The sequence below is a fragment of the Loktanella sp. IMCC34160 genome (assembly GCF_004145845.1).
Lineage (GTDB): Bacteria > Pseudomonadota > Alphaproteobacteria > Rhodobacterales > Rhodobacteraceae > SELP01.
Map to the genome: position 1 here is coordinate 213642 of NZ_SELP01000005.1, position 13288 is coordinate 226929.

Annotated in this window: 15 protein-coding genes; 3 read left to right on the forward strand and 12 right to left on the reverse strand. The window is 61.6% G+C overall.

Features of this window, described 5'->3' with window-relative positions:
* Positions 1-104 precede the first annotated feature (104 nt).
* Entirely contained in the window at positions 105-269 is a 165-nt protein-coding gene (locus EU803_RS14675) for a YdcH family protein (protein ID WP_129684159.1), read from the forward strand.
* Positions 270-298: 29 nt separating this feature from the next.
* Here EU803_RS14675 and EU803_RS14680 read toward each other — a convergent pair whose 3' ends face one another.
* The 5 genes from EU803_RS14680 to EU803_RS14700 form a co-directional block, all read right to left on the reverse strand.
* Positions 299-1435, reverse strand: a complete 1137-nt coding sequence (locus tag EU803_RS14680; protein WP_129684160.1) for a sugar-transfer associated ATP-grasp domain-containing protein — start codon at positions 1433-1435, stop codon at positions 299-301.
* Entirely contained in the window at positions 1432-2565 is a 1134-nt protein-coding gene (locus EU803_RS14685; RefSeq protein ID WP_129684162.1) for a sugar-transfer associated ATP-grasp domain-containing protein, read from the reverse strand. Before EU803_RS14685 ends, EU803_RS14680 begins: the two co-directional genes overlap by 4 nt.
* 92 nt (positions 2566-2657) lie before the next feature.
* A complete protein-coding gene (gene phbB, locus EU803_RS14690) occupies positions 2658-3380 on the reverse strand; it encodes an acetoacetyl-CoA reductase (protein WP_129684164.1) in 723 nt (240 codons plus the stop codon).
* Positions 3381-3500: 120 nt separating this feature from the next.
* Entirely contained in the window at positions 3501-4676 is a 1176-nt protein-coding gene (locus EU803_RS14695; protein WP_129684166.1) for an acetyl-CoA C-acetyltransferase, read from the reverse strand.
* A 178-nt stretch (positions 4677-4854) separates the two neighbouring features.
* Complete coding sequence (locus EU803_RS14700; protein WP_129684168.1) at positions 4855-5640, reverse strand: EAL domain-containing protein; 786 nt, start codon at positions 5638-5640, stop codon at positions 4855-4857.
* A gap of 123 nt (positions 5641-5763) precedes the next feature.
* Here EU803_RS14700 and EU803_RS14705 point away from each other — a divergent pair, with 123 nt between their 5' ends.
* Entirely contained in the window at positions 5764-6327 is a 564-nt protein-coding gene (locus tag EU803_RS14705) for a DNA-3-methyladenine glycosylase I (protein WP_129684170.1), read from the forward strand.
* 1 nt (position 6328) lies between these two features.
* Here the strand turns inward: EU803_RS14705 and EU803_RS14710 are convergent, their stop codons facing one another.
* From EU803_RS14710 to pgsA, 3 genes are read right to left on the reverse strand one after another with little or no spacing between them, the layout of a single operon-like run.
* Complete coding sequence (locus EU803_RS14710; RefSeq protein WP_129684172.1) at positions 6329-6769, reverse strand: molybdenum cofactor biosynthesis protein MoaE; 441 nt, start codon at positions 6767-6769, stop codon at positions 6329-6331.
* Positions 6769-7017, reverse strand: coding sequence for a molybdopterin converting factor subunit 1 (gene moaD / locus EU803_RS14715; RefSeq protein WP_165352845.1), 249 nt, complete (start codon positions 7015-7017; stop codon positions 6769-6771). The genes EU803_RS14710 and moaD overlap by 1 nt, the downstream gene beginning before the upstream one ends.
* A gap of 4 nt (positions 7018-7021) precedes the next feature.
* Entirely contained in the window at positions 7022-7678 is a 657-nt protein-coding gene (pgsA, locus tag EU803_RS14720) for a CDP-diacylglycerol--glycerol-3-phosphate 3-phosphatidyltransferase (RefSeq protein ID WP_129684174.1), read from the reverse strand.
* 133 nt (positions 7679-7811) lie between these two features.
* Between pgsA and EU803_RS14725 the strand changes: the two genes are divergently transcribed.
* Positions 7812-8363, forward strand: coding sequence for a DUF924 family protein (locus EU803_RS14725; protein WP_129684176.1), 552 nt, complete (start codon positions 7812-7814; stop codon positions 8361-8363).
* 5 nt (positions 8364-8368) lie between these two features.
* Here EU803_RS14725 and uvrC read toward each other — a convergent pair whose 3' ends face one another.
* From uvrC to EU803_RS14750, 4 genes are all read right to left on the reverse strand, one after another.
* Entirely contained in the window at positions 8369-10246 is a 1878-nt protein-coding gene (gene uvrC / locus EU803_RS14730) for an excinuclease ABC subunit UvrC (RefSeq protein WP_129684178.1), read from the reverse strand.
* A gap of 286 nt (positions 10247-10532) precedes the next feature.
* Positions 10533-11315 carry an SDR family oxidoreductase gene (locus EU803_RS14735; RefSeq protein ID WP_129684180.1) on the reverse strand — a complete coding sequence of 261 codons (783 nt, stop codon included), beginning with the start codon at positions 11313-11315 and terminating at the stop codon, positions 10533-10535.
* Positions 11316-11322: 7 nt separating this feature from the next.
* Positions 11323-12279, reverse strand: a complete 957-nt coding sequence (locus EU803_RS14740; protein WP_242494384.1) for a calcium/sodium antiporter — start codon at positions 12277-12279, stop codon at positions 11323-11325.
* Between the two features lie 167 nt (positions 12280-12446).
* Positions 12447-13241: a S49 family peptidase gene (locus EU803_RS14750; RefSeq protein WP_129684186.1), complete on the reverse strand. Its 795-nt coding sequence runs from the start codon at positions 13239-13241 to the stop codon at positions 12447-12449.
* Between the last annotated feature and the right edge of the window lie 47 nt (positions 13242-13288).

Consider the following 13288-nt stretch of genomic DNA (forward strand, 5'->3'; position numbering starts at 1 on the left):
GGCCGGCAACCCTTGCGTGCCAGATTGTTGCTGCCTTGCAGCGTGACAGTTGGCTGGAACTGTGATCGACTGAACTTATCGCAACGCAAGACAGGAGGAATGCCATGACCGTAAGCTCGCATATCGAGGAACTGAAGAAGAAGCACCAATCCCTGTCGGACGCGGTGGAGGCCGCCCAGCGCAGCCCCGGCATCGACGACCTCGAAGTCGCGAAGATGAAGAAGGAAAAGCTGCACCTCAAGGAAGAGATCGCACGGCTGAGTTCCTGAATCACAGCCGAAACGGGCGCTGCCCGGTTCTATGAATTCCCGAAACGCGCCTGCATATAGCGGCGCGTTTCTTCTATGAGGGGGGTCATATCCGGGTTCAGGATGCCACGATCGTTTACGGTCTGGTAGACGATGTGATCCGGGTTCCCATTCAGTTCGTTCAGGATTGGCCCATCCTCGGTCAGGTAGACGTCGGCACCGATGATCCCAAGCCGTGGCAGCAGGGCATGCGCCCGAATGGCAAGGTCGATTCCCTCCTGCACAAAGGGGAATGTAATTTCGGACAGGGGTTCCGGGATGTCCCGCCAGTGGGTCAGCGGGGCGCCTCCCTTGGCGGGCAGGTGTCGGACAACCGCGAAGCGGCCAGTCGCGGGGTCGAGGGAGCCGATGGCTCGCTTGTTTTTCGAAATTGCATCGAACATCGCCGTCGGCGACGGAAGTTTATGCGCGGAATAGAAATGACGGGGGCCGTCTTCGGACTGAACGGTCACCACGCGGAAGGTTGCGGTAGGGTTGCCCACCACCCGCTGGATCACCGGATGGTTCCGGGCGACCTCTTGGAACAGATATCCCGCGCCCCAAGTACCGACGATCTCGTCGACCAAGGCGTCAAGTTCTCCGACCACGCCTGTGCCGAATGTCACCTTGCCGGTCGCGGGCTCGATCCCGTCCAGCCGCGCCGCCCCGATCGAATGCGAGGATTCGCGCGGTTTGCAGAACAGGGGGTAGTTTGCGGGGTCCGACAGGTAGCTGTGCAAGGCTTGGCGATCACCGAGGTGCAGAACCCCATCAGGGCAGTTCGTCAATGAAAACAGGGCCAGAGTTCGCGTCGTGGGTATCCCCTTCTCCCTCAGGAAAAGCTCGGTCGCCAGCTTGTCATTCACCAGTTTCCGGGCAGTCTCGTCAGGGTCGCGATGCAGGCCGGTGTTGAAGGCGAGCGTGCGCGGACTGGATAGATATTCCCCAAGGGCCTGCGCATTTCCGGCGTGACGATACAGTGCGTATTTATAGTAGTCCCGTGCTTCGAATTTCTTGGGGGACAAAGCCATGCGCAGCAATTGCCGGAATTGACCCCAAACGGATGGACCGCCGTTGGCGATCACCAGTTGCACCTCTTTCAATGCATCGAACTTCCCGGCCGTTTCAGCCGCCGTAAGATAGGTCATGCCGTGCCTCTTGCCCGCCCTCGTGCGAGTGTCAGGGCATCTTGATAGGTTGCTTCCATCTCGGGGTTTCGCAGGCCCCGGCGGGCGGCCAGTTGGTAGATCGGGGCCGGATTTGCATTCACCTCGTTCAGGACTGCCCCGGTTTCGGTCAGGAAGACATCCCAACCCAGGATACCATGCGCGGGAAACAGGTCGTGCCCGGCGACGCAGGCGGCCACCGCCTCGGACCAATGGGGCAGACAGGTCCCAGTCAAGGCTCTGTCGGGGTCACACCAGTGGGTCCGTGTCGGCGCAACCGGGTCAAGCAGCTTGTAAAGATGGCCCACCTCTCCGGTGTCGACGTCGATCCTGGCCCAGGCCCGTTCATCCTTTGACCCGCCGTCATGCATCGCCGTCGCCGCAGGCAAGCGCAGGACCGCATAGAAGGGGCGGACGCCCGCGCTGGTGCGGATCGTGCAGATGCGTGGCGCAGGGGTGGCGATGCCCGCGTGTTTCTGCATTCCCGCCTCGCAGCGATAGAGGGTCTGCAGAAGGTAGCCGCCGGCTGTCTGATGCATTTCCCCCGCCAGCGCCGCGGCCTGGCAGGTCGTCCCGTCACCCAGCGTCAATTCCCCCGTTTCCGGGTCTGCGGACAGGATAGAGGCCGCGCCGCGCGCAAAACTGTCGGTGCGCGGCTTGGCGAAAAGGGGCAGGTTTCGGGGGTCGAGCAGGAAGTCGGCGACCTCCTCGACACTGGCAAGCGCGCGCAGCTCCATCCCATCCGGAACCGGGCCGATCACGGCGCGGGTTTCCACCACGGGCAGCCCGTTTTGCCGGAACAGGGCCTCGGTCGCCAGCTTGTCTTCGATCAGGGCCGTCTGATCGCCGGTTTTCGGCTCGATCAGGGCGTGGTTGTAGCGGGTCTTGAACCCGTTCGACAGATATTCCCGCCGAAAGCTGCGGTCGCGGCCGTGGGCCCAGAAATCGTTGATGTAATAATCGACAAGGTTGAACCCACGGATCCCGATCCGCGCCCGCAGGATCTGAAGCAATTGCCGCCAGGGGCCAGGACCACCCGCGTTGCGGACCCGCTGCATCTGTGCGGCAAGGTCGATCCTATCCGCCTGATCTGTGGACTTCAGAACTGCCATCAGCGCGCCATCCTGTCTTTGCACGGGCCTGAAACATGAAACGCCACCCTGAGGTGGCGTTCCGTAATTTGCAACTGCGGACGAGTATCGCCTTAGACGAAGAACTGCGCGCCGTTGGCCGAGATGGTGGAACCGTTGATGAACCCGGCATCGTCGGAGGCAAGGAAGACCACGCAGCGCGCGATTTCCTCGGGCTCGCCCAGACGCCCGGCAGGGATCTGGCCGATGATCGATTCCCGCACCTTCTCCGGCACGGCCATGACCATTTCGGTCGCGATGTAGCCGGGGCAGATGGCGTTGGCGGTGATACCTGCGCGCGCGCCTTCTTGGGCCAGCGATTTCACGATTCCCAGATCGCCCGCCTTGGTCGCGGCATAGTTCACCTGTGCGAACTGACCTTTCTGGCCGTTGATCGACGAGATCACGATGACACGGCCAAACTTGCGCTCGCGCATGCCCGGCCAGACAGGGTGGACGGTGTTGAAGACGCCGGTCAGGTTGGTGTCGATCACCTGATGCCACTGTTCCGGGGTCATCTTGTGAAACGGCGCATCGCGGGTAATGCCCGCGTTGGCGACGACAACGTCGATCGGGCCCAGATCGGCCTCGACCTGGGCGATGCCGGCCTTGGAGTCATCATAGTCCGCCACGTTCCACTTGTAGGTCTTGATGCCGGTTTCGGCAGTGAACTGGGCAGCGGCCTCGTCATTGCCGGCATAGGTGGCGGCGACGTTGTAGCCTTCGGCCTTCAGGGCCTTGGAAATGGCGGCACCGATACCGCGGGAACCACCGGTGACAAGCGCAACGCGGGACATGGGAATACTCCTGATAGAATTTCTGTCGGTAATGTTGTTACGGGGATTTTTTCGCAAGCGCAACATTATTGCGCTGCATTGCCGCAAGGCGGGCGGGGCCGTGGCCCCGCCCGATCAAGGTCAGGGACGTTCGACGCAGAGCGCCACACCCATGCCGCCGCCGATGCAAAGGGTTGCGATCCCTTTCTTGGCGTCACGGCGTTTCATTTCGAACAGAAGCGTGTTCAGCACCCGGCAGCCCGAGGCCCCGATGGGGTGGCCGATGGCGATTGCGCCGCCGTTCACGTTCACGATGGCCGGATCCCAGCCCATTTCCTTGTTCACGGCGCAGGCCTGCGCGGCGAAAGCCTCGTTGGCTTCGACAAGATCAAGGTCGTCCACGGACCAACCGGCCTTTTCCAGCGCCTTGCGCGAGGCGTTGACCGGGCCGACGCCCATGATCGCCGGGTCAAGGCCCGCGGTGGCGTAGCTGGCGATGCGGGCCAGCGGCTCGATCCCGCGCTTTTCGGCCTCGTCGGCGGTCATCAGCAGGGTCGCGGCGGCGCCGTCGTTCAGGCCAGAGGCATTGGCGGCGGTCACCGAGCCGTCCTTGGCGAAGGCAGGGCGCAGTTTCTGCATGGCGTCAATGGTGGCGCCGTGACGGATGTACTCGTCCTGATCCACCACGATGTCGCCCTTGCGGGTCTTGACCGTGAAGGCGGCGATCTCGTCGGCGAATTTGCCGGCTTTCTGGGCGGCCTCGGCCTTGTTCTGCGAGGCGACGGCGAATTCATCCTGCATATCGCGCGAAATCTGCCAGCGTTCGGCGACGTTTTCGGCGGTCTGGCCCATGTGATAGCCGTTAAAGGCGTCCCACAGACCATCCTTGATCATCGTGTCGATGTATTTCATGTCGCCCATTTTGTGCCCGGCGCGCAGATGCGCAGCATGGGGCGACAGGGTCATGTTTTCCTGGCCACCGGCGGCGACGATGCTGGCATCGCCCAGCATGATGTGCTGCGCGCCCAGCGCGACAGCGCGAAGGCCGGACCCGCAAACCTGGTTGATCGACCAGGCGGCGGACTCGATGGGCAGCCCGGCGTTCACGTGGGCCTGACGGGCCGGGTTCTGCCCCTGCGCGGCGGTCAAGACCTGACCAAGGATCGTTTCGCTCACCTCGGATTTGTCGATCCCGGCGCGCTCGACGACCGCCTCAAGAACGGCGGCGCCCAGATCGTGGGCCGGGGTGTTGGCGAAAGATCCGCCAAAGCTGCCCACGGCAGTTCGTGCGGCAGATGCGATAACGACGTTGGTCATGAAGGACTCCTCTCCTAATCCGGTGCAACCGATCAACGAGACAGAGCCCTACACGAAAAGAGCGGGCTCCAACCCGCGTTTGTCGCACTTATAGGGGGAAATGCCGCACTGCGGCAATGTTTTCGTGCATATCCGCCCTGCGGCGACGGAATGGCGCAGCCTGCGATCAGGCCGGTCGCTAAAGCGTGAACTTCGGAACGCCGAAGAAATATCCCTGCATACAGTCGATCCCGAGCGATTGAAGCAGCGCGACTTCCTCTGTGCTTTCAACCCCTTCGGCCACAACGAACATTTCGAACTGCTGGGCGACCGAGATCAGCGCCTCTGCCATGACCTGACAGTCAGGGGACTTGTGGATGTCGCGGATAAAGCATCGGTCGATCTTCACCAGATCAAAGAAAAAATCCTTCAGATGACGGAAAGAAATCAGCCCGGCGCCGAAATCATCCAGTGCAAAGGCCACCCCAAGGGGCTGCATCTCGGCCATGAACCGCACCAGAACCTCGTGCAGAAGCATGGCCGATTCTTCCGAGATTTCGAGGATCAGCCGCCCGGCGATTGCCGGGTTCTTCTGCAAACCCCGGTCAAGAATCCGGCGCCATTTGCCATCCGCCATGGAGCGAGCGGACATGTTGATCGACAGCCGCAGCGCCGGGTTCACCCGCAGCATCTCCAGCCCGAGCATCAGCGAGGCGCAGTCAATTTCGCGGCCCAGTTCGGTTTCTTCGATGTCGCCCATGAACTGATAGGCCGGGATGACCCGGCCCCGTTCGTCCTTCAGCCGGATTAGCCCTTCGTAAAAGGCAATCTGGGTCGTGTCCTGCGCCGCCACGACCGGTTGAAATGCCAATTGGGCGTTGTGGGTATCAAGCGCCCGGCGAACCATGGACATGACATCGCCATCGCGGGCGGCAACCGCGAATTCCAGCGGATCCCGGGGGGCCTCTATCGGCTGAACGGGCATGGTGGTGTCCTTGCAAATGCGTTTCGCGGACACATTCGCGCCACTAAGCCTAAAGCCGGGTAAAGGTTCCCGTTTTTCGTAGAATTGGATACAGATTCCAAAGGTGCCCAAGGAGGACAGGGAATGAGTGACAGATGCGGCTGGGCCGGGCCGGACGAGATCTATGTCGACTACCACGACACAGAATGGGGTGTGCCGGAATACGATGCCCGCGCCCTGTGGGAAAAACTGATCCTGGACGGGTTTCAGGCGGGCCTGAGCTGGATCACGATCCTGAAAAAGCGCGATAATTTCCGCGCGGCTTTTGACTGGTTCAAGCCGGAGGTTATCGCCAGGTGGGGCGAGCCAGAGGTGGCCCGGCTGGTGCAGGATCCGGGCATCATCCGGCACCGGGGCAAAATAGAAGCGACGATCACCAACGCGCGGGCCTATCTGGAGATTCCGGATTTTTCCGAATTTTGCTGGCGCTATGTCGAAGGCGCACCAATCCAGAACCGCTGGGCCAGCCTGTCCGAGGTTCCCGCATTCACGCCACTGTCTGAAAAGATGTCGAAGGATCTTAAGAAGGCCGGGTTCCGGTTTTGTGGCCCGACGATCGTTTATGCGTGGATGCAGGCCTGCGGGCTGGTGAACGATCACCTGACCGGGTGCCACAGGCATGCCCCATGCCGCGAAATGGCCCGCTAACTTACCAGCGGGTCAGCGCGTCTTCGTCTTCATCCCGCGCGGCGACCCAGCCTGCGCCATCGCGGGTCACTTCCTTCTTCCAGAAGGGCGCGCGGGATTTCAGGTAGTCCATCAGGTATTCCGCCGCGGCAAAGGCATCGGCCCGGTGACGCGATGCGGTGGCGACCATCATGATGTTCTCACCGGGCGCCAGACGGCTGTAGCGGTGGATCACCAGCACGTCGGCCAGAGACCAGCGACGAGCCGCCTCGTCCGCGATCCCGGCAATCGCCTTGGTGGTCATACCGGGGTAGTGTTCGATCTCCATCGCGACCAACCCGCCGTCCACGTCGCGCACGACGCCGGTAAAGCTGACAACGGCTCCGGCCCCGGACACAGTCGCGGAAAAGGCGTTCAGTTCCGCCCCCGGATCAAACCGGTCTTCCTGAACCCGGATTTCCATCAGCCCCCCGTCATCGGCGGAAAGAACGCGACCTCGCGCACGCCGGCCAGGCTGGCATCGAAATCCGACAGTTCCTGATCAAGCGCCACGCGCAGCGCCCGCAAGTCGGCAAAGGCCGCCTCGTAGCGGGGTTCGCGGGCCTTCAACTCTTCCACCAGATCGGCCACGGTCGCGGCGGTGGTGTCCACCTGTTCCCGTGGCACCCCGATCCGTTCCCGGACCCATGCGAAATAAAGAACGTCGATCATCGGATCACCTCAGGTAGGGCATCGCCTTGCGCAGGTAGTCAAACCCGGTGACGACGGTCAGAAGTCCGGCGACCCACAACAGGCCGACCCCGATCCACCACGAAAAGAACGCGCCCTGATATTTCCAAAGAAGGCCCAACTCGTCCGGCAGTTCGCCCAGAAGAATGGCGTTGATGGTCGTGTTGTCCATCCCTTCGGTTTCCATGGCGAAATAGGTCTCGAACGCGCCGGTCGAAAAAAGGACGGCAATAGCGACCATCTGGGCGGTGGTTTTCCACTTTGCCAGCTTCGTCACCTTCAGAAGCCCTGCCGTATCGCCAAGGTATTCCCGCAGGCCCGACACAAAGACCTCGCGGAACATGATCAACGTCGCGGGCAGCAGGATCCAAGGATTCATCCCCGAAAACCCGGTAATGACCAGAAGGGCAATTACCACCATCGCCTTGTCAGCGATCGGGTCCAGCATGGCGCCGACCTTGCTTTCCTGTTTCCAGGCGCGGGCAATATAGCCGTCGACAAAATCGGTCACGGCGGCCACGACGAACAGGACCAGCGCAAACCAATCCGCCCAGGGCCGGGCGAAATACAGGAACATGATCGCGACACCGGGCGCGGCCAGCAGACGCAGAAGCGTCAGAATATTGGGGATCGTCCACATCATGCCTGTTGCATATCCGGTATTTGAGACCTGTTCCACAGCCTAGGTTGCCTGACGCACATCAAGGGGCGCAAACCCGCAGATTGACCCGGGGCGACAGGGCGCAGACCATGGTGCGACAGAAAAGGGGGACGACATGACCGATACCGCCACTCAGACTGCCGAGGTTCTTCGATTTTGGTTCGAGGAAAGCACGCCGCAACAACATTTCACGAAAGACCCGGTCTTCGATGCGGCGATCCGTGACAGGTTCCTGACGCTCTACGAGGATCTTGCCGCAAACGGCACTGACAGGTTCCGCGGCTCGGCCGATGGGATTCTGGCCGCGATCCTCGTTCTGGACCAGTTTTCGCGCAACATGTTCCGCGATGATCCCCGCGCCTTTGCGGAAGACTCGCAGGCCCGGGCGCTGACCAAGTATGCCATCGAAAACGGGATCGACATGAAGGTTCCCGATGACCGGCGCGTCTTTATCTACATGCCGCTCATGCATTCCGAGGATCTGGCCGACCACGACCTTTCGCTGAAGGTCTTTGACGCGCTTGGAAATGCGGAAAGCTACAAATACGCCGTCGCGCATCGCGACATCATCGCGCGCTTTGGCAGATACCCGCACCGCAACGCCGTGCTGGGCCGCGAAAGCACCCCCGAGGAAGAGGCGCATTTCCGCGAACACGGCGGGTTCTGAACTTCCTAACCGGCCTCGTGGAAGTAGTTGTAGATGGTTTCGGCCATGCTGTCGGAAATCCCGTCGACCGCTTTCAGGTCGGACAGGTTGGCCCGGCTGACCGCCTTGGCGCTGCCAAAATGCTGAAGCAACGCGCGTTTGCGGGTGGCCCCCACGCCCGGCACATCGTCAAGCGGGGTCGCGCCCACTGCCTTGGCCCGTTTGGCGCGATGGGTGCCGATGGCAAAGCGGTGCGCCTCGTCTCGCATCCGCTGCACGAAATAGAGAACCGGGTCATTGCGTTGCAGCGCAAAGGGACGTTCGCCGGGGCGGTGGAATTCTTCCTTGCCGTGGTCGCGGTCCACGCCTTTGGCGACGCCGATCATGGGCACATCCTCGACCCCTAGTTCGTCCATGATTTCCTGAACGGCACTGACCTGCCCCGCGCCTCCGTCGATCAGCAGAAGGTCGGGCCATGTGCCGCCCGTCCGATCCGGATCTTCCTTCAACAGGCGTTGAAACCGGCGGGTCAGCACCTCTTTCATCATCCCGAAATCATCGCCGGGGGTGATGCTGTCGCCCTTGATGTTGAATTTGCGATACTGGCCTTTTTCAAACCCGTCCGGGCCTGCGACGATCATCGCGCCAACGGCATTGGTGCCCTGAATGTGCGAGTTGTCGTAGACCTCGATCCGGCGGGGCGGGCCGTCCAGATCGAATGCCTCGGCCAACCCACGCAGGAGTTTCGACTGTGCCGCCCCTTCGGCCATGCGGCGGCCAAGGCTTTCGCGGGCATTACGCTGCGCACCCGAGACAAGCTCGGCCTTTTCGCTCCGCTGCGGCACCAGAATTTCCACCTTGCGGCCCGCCTTTTCGGCCAGCGCGTCGGCCATCAGGTCTTCGTTGTCCAGCCCGTGAGACAAAAGCAACATGCGCGGCGGTTCGCGGGTCTGGTAGAACTGGCCGACAAAGGCCTCCATGACCTCGGCCATATCCTCATCTCCGCTGATGCGGGGATAGAAATCGTGGTTACCCCAGTTCTGGTTCGCCCGGATGAAAAAGACCTGCACACAGGCCTGCCCGTTTTCGACATGCAGCGCGATCACGTCCGCCTCTGCCGTCGAGCGGGGGTTGATGCCTTGCGACGATTGCACCTGTGTCAGGGCGCGGATCCGGTCGCGCAGCGCGGCGGCGCGTTCGAACTCCATTGCCTCTGACGCCTCGGCCATCTGGGAGGCGAGTGTTTCCTGGATCTTGGTGGTGCGGCCGGACAGGAATTGCGCGGCATCGCTGACCGACTGGGCGTAGTCCGCTGCGCTGATATAGCCGACACACGGCGCCGAACACCGCTTGATCTGGAACAGCAGGCAGGGGCGTGAGCGGGTATCGAACTGGCTGTCAGAACAGTTGCGCAGAAGAAAGACCTTCTGCAGTTGGTTCAAGGTCCGGTTCACCGCGCCCGCGCTGGCGAAAGGACCGTAATAGTCACCCTTTTCCTTTTTCGCACCCCGGTGTTTCTTGATCTGCGGAAAATCATGTTCCCGGCTGATCAGGATGTTGGGAAATGACTTGTCGTCGCGCAGCAGCACGTTGTAGCGCGGCTTGAGCTGCTTGATCAGGTTCTGTTCAAGCAGCAGCGCCTCGGTCTCGGTCCGCGTGGTCAGGAACATCATCGACGCGGTTTCGGAAATCATCCGCGCGATCCGGGGCGAATGCGGGCCGGGCCGGGAATAATTCGACACCCGAGCCTTCAGGTTCCGGGCCTTGCCGACATAAAGAACCCGGCTTTCGCTATCGAGCATCCGGTAGACCCCCGGCGAGCTGTCGAGCGTCTTCAGATAGGACTGAATACGGGCGTATCCGCGCAGCTCTGTCCCGTCTTCGTCCGTTTCCGTTTCGGTCATTCTTGCAGGTCCGTGATTCTCGGGTCGGGCTGCCATGATAGCAAGGCCGGGACAAGAGCAAAGGCATACACAGTTTCTGTGGATAACTTCGTGGGCAAATTCAGGTTCAGCCGGATTTTCCCTTGTTTCTCGCGCGGTTCCTCGGGTTGCCTAATTTTTAGGCGAATTCTTAAGGTGTTGAATTTGCTTGTTTAAAAACGGGCATTTCCACAACCCACTGAAAACTTTGGGCTTTTATTACATTTCTGTTACCGGGCCTTGGGAAGGTGCACAACTTGTCGCAGCGTCACTCTACCCCAAGGATATCCGGGGTTTGCCAGCCAAGGTGCTGCCCGCCGTCAACGCAGATCAACTGCCCTGTAACCGCCGGGGATTCCACCAGAAATGTAAGCGCTGTCACGATGTCTTCGGGGTTCGATCCGCGGTGCAGAATGGTGCCCTTGCGCTGGCGGTCGAAATGACTTTCGGACTGGCGATGACCCTGAAGGGTTGGTCCCGGGCCAATTGCGTTGACACGCACCTTGGGGGCAAGCCCCTGCGCGGCGGTCTGGGTCAGCGCCCAAAGCCCCATCTTGGCGATGGTATAGCTCGAAAATTCCGGGGTCAGCTTGCGCACCCGCTGGTCGATCATGTTGATCACCACCGCCTGCGCGACAGGTTCGCCGCGCGAGTCCTCGGCCGGGTCGGGGGCCTGTTTCGCAAGCGCCTGCGTCAGGACAAAGGGCGCCCGCAGGTTGGATTCGATATGCCGGTCCCAGCTGTCGCGGGTCGCGGTGCGGATGTTGTCATATTCGAAGATGGAGGCATTGTTCACGAGGCAGGTGATCGCACCGCCCAGTGCCTCGGCGGCCGCAGGGAGCAGCGCCTGCACCTGCGCCTCGTCCAGCAGGTCCGCTTGAAGGGTCACCGCATTACGGCCAAGGGCGCGGACCTCTGCCGCGGTTTCCTCGGCCCCCGTGGCCGAGGTGGCATAGTGGATGGCCACGTCATGGCCCATTTCCGCCAATCGGACTGCCATCGCCCGGCCAAGCCGCGTTCCCGCGCCGGTCACCAATGCCTTCTTTGTCATGCCGCCCTCACAGGATCGAAAGGATATAGCCGACATATAGGCCGGTCAGGACAATCCCCCAGCCCCGTTTGATGTCCATCTTGAAAAAGACGAAGGGCACAAGGAGGAGCGAGGCACCCGCCATGATCCAAAGGTCAAAGCGCAGGAATTGCGGATCAACCGGGATCGGGCCGACAAGGCTGGCGACACCGATGATGCCCAGCAGGTTGAACATGTTCGACCCGATGACATTGCCCAGCGCCACGTCAGCCTGACGGCGCAGCGCGGCCATCACCGTGGTGGCCAGTTCCGGCAGCGAGGTGCCGACCGCGACGAGGGTCAGGCCGATGACGGTTTCACTGACGTCATAGGTGCGGGCGATGTTTACCGCCCCATCCACCAGAAGACTGGCGCCAAGCGGCAGACCGATCAGGCCGAGGACCAGAAACATGATGATCTTGGCCCAGGGCATGTCCGGGTCGGCCCCTTCGAGGTCCTCCAGGTCATCTTCGTCGTCGGCAAGCCTGCACGCCCTGCGATGTCGTTTGGCCGACAGGAACGCATGGCCCAGCATGGCGGCAAGCGCCGCAAGAAGGATCAGTCCAGAGATCCTATTGAAAGTGCCCATGAAAGCCAGCGCGATGAACAGCGCCGTGGCCGCGATCATCTGGATGAAACTCGCCCGGGTGTCGCATTCGCTTGTGTGCATGGCGGCCAGCAGGGCGGGCAGACCGAGAACCAGCAGGACGTTGGCGGTGTTCGACCCGACCACGTTGCCCAGCGCAATGCCCGGCACCCCGTCCAGAATGGCTTGCACCGAGATCAGAAGCTCGGGCGCAGAGGTGCCAAAGGCCACTATGGTCAGCGACACGATCAGCGCCGGAACACCAAGGCGCAGGGACAGGTTCACCGCCCCCCGCACAAGGGAATCCCCAGCCAACAGCAAGAGAACGAGCCCAAGGCCCACGTATATCCAATCCATCACCACGTCAGGACTTTCCACAGGAACAGGGACCGCGCCCAATCCGGAAGCGGCCACAGTTCGAACATTTCGCGTTTCTCAAGCGGTCCCGCCCGGGAAAGCGCAGCTTTCCAAACATGGCGAGGACAGCCATTCCGATGAGGAAGAAAGTGATAACCTTGAAAAGCATGTCAGAGGCCGAACCGCGCAAAGGCGGCGCGCTCTTCGACGCCGGTCAGGATATCGTCGGTCACCTGTGCGCCGAACCGCGTGAACAGAGATTTTTTCGGGCCATAGCGCCGGAACCGGACCTTGTCGCCGAACCGGTCTTTCATGGCCGGGACAAGATGCCCGATCCCGTCGGCGAGGCCCATGTCAACCGCCGCCCGCCCGATCCAGACTTCGCCGGTGAACAGCGCCGGGTCGTCAGACAGCCGCGCACCGCGCCGGGCCTTCACATGGTCAATGAACGCCGTATGGATGCTTTCCAGCCAGCCCTTGAGCCGTTTGACGTCGGCGGGTTTTTCCGGCTGAAACGGATCGAGGAAGGATTTCGATTTCCCCGCCGTATGCACGCGCCGTTCCACACCATAGCGCCCGATCAACTCGTTCAGGCCAAAGTTCGCAGAGATCACGCCGATGGACCCGACGATCGAGCTGTCGTCGATCAGGATCTGATCCGCCGCGCAGGCGAGCCAATACCCGCCCGAGGCCGCAAGGTCTTCGACGAAGGCGAAAACCGGGATATCCTTTTCGGCGGCCAGCCTGCGAATACGGGCCGCGATCAGCGAGGATTGAACCGGCGATCCGCCGGGTGAGTTGATTTCAAGCGCCACCGCATCCGGCTTGCCCCGCGTAAAGGCCCGCTCGATCACCGGCCCAAGCGTGACATCGTCCAACCCGCGCCCGGAATTGGCGATCTGTCCCTGAAGCCGGATGACAGCCACGGTCGGGTCGGATTTGACGAAGGGGATCCAGCGTTTCATGTGACCTCATGTAGGGGGGCAAGGACGGGGCGACAAGCCGCGCGACC

Excerpts from the sequence above, each read along its gene's own strand:
- EU803_RS14675 (WP_129684159.1), top strand. The coding sequence starts at position 105 with ATGACCGTAAGCTCGCATATCGAGGAACTGAAGAAGAAGCACCAATCC.
- EU803_RS14680 (WP_129684160.1), bottom strand. The coding sequence starts at position 1,435 with ATGACCTATCTTACGGCGGCTGAAACGGCCGGGAAGTTCGATGCATTG.
- EU803_RS14685 (WP_129684162.1), bottom strand. The coding sequence starts at position 2,565 with ATGGCAGTTCTGAAGTCCACAGATCAGGCGGATAGGATCGACCTTGCC.
- phbB (WP_129684164.1), bottom strand. The coding sequence starts at position 3,380 with ATGTCCCGCGTTGCGCTTGTCACCGGTGGTTCCCGCGGTATCGGTGCC.
- EU803_RS14695 (WP_129684166.1), bottom strand. The coding sequence starts at position 4,676 with ATGACCAACGTCGTTATCGCATCTGCCGCACGAACTGCCGTGGGCAGC.
- EU803_RS14700 (WP_129684168.1), bottom strand. The coding sequence starts at position 5,640 with ATGCCCGTTCAGCCGATAGAGGCCCCCCGGGATCCGCTGGAATTCGCG.
- EU803_RS14705 (WP_129684170.1), top strand. The coding sequence starts at position 5,764 with ATGAGTGACAGATGCGGCTGGGCCGGGCCGGACGAGATCTATGTCGAC.
- EU803_RS14710 (WP_129684172.1), bottom strand. The coding sequence starts at position 6,769 with ATGGAAATCCGGGTTCAGGAAGACCGGTTTGATCCGGGGGCGGAACTG.
- moaD (WP_165352845.1), bottom strand. The coding sequence starts at position 7,017 with ATGATCGACGTTCTTTATTTCGCATGGGTCCGGGAACGGATCGGGGTG.
- pgsA (WP_129684174.1), bottom strand. The coding sequence starts at position 7,678 with ATGATGTGGACGATCCCCAATATTCTGACGCTTCTGCGTCTGCTGGCC.
- EU803_RS14725 (WP_129684176.1), top strand. The coding sequence starts at position 7,812 with ATGACCGATACCGCCACTCAGACTGCCGAGGTTCTTCGATTTTGGTTC.
- uvrC (WP_129684178.1), bottom strand. The coding sequence starts at position 10,246 with ATGACCGAAACGGAAACGGACGAAGACGGGACAGAGCTGCGCGGATAC.
- EU803_RS14735 (WP_129684180.1), bottom strand. The coding sequence starts at position 11,315 with ATGACAAAGAAGGCATTGGTGACCGGCGCGGGAACGCGGCTTGGCCGG.
- EU803_RS14750 (WP_129684186.1), bottom strand. The coding sequence starts at position 13,241 with ATGAAACGCTGGATCCCCTTCGTCAAATCCGACCCGACCGTGGCTGTC.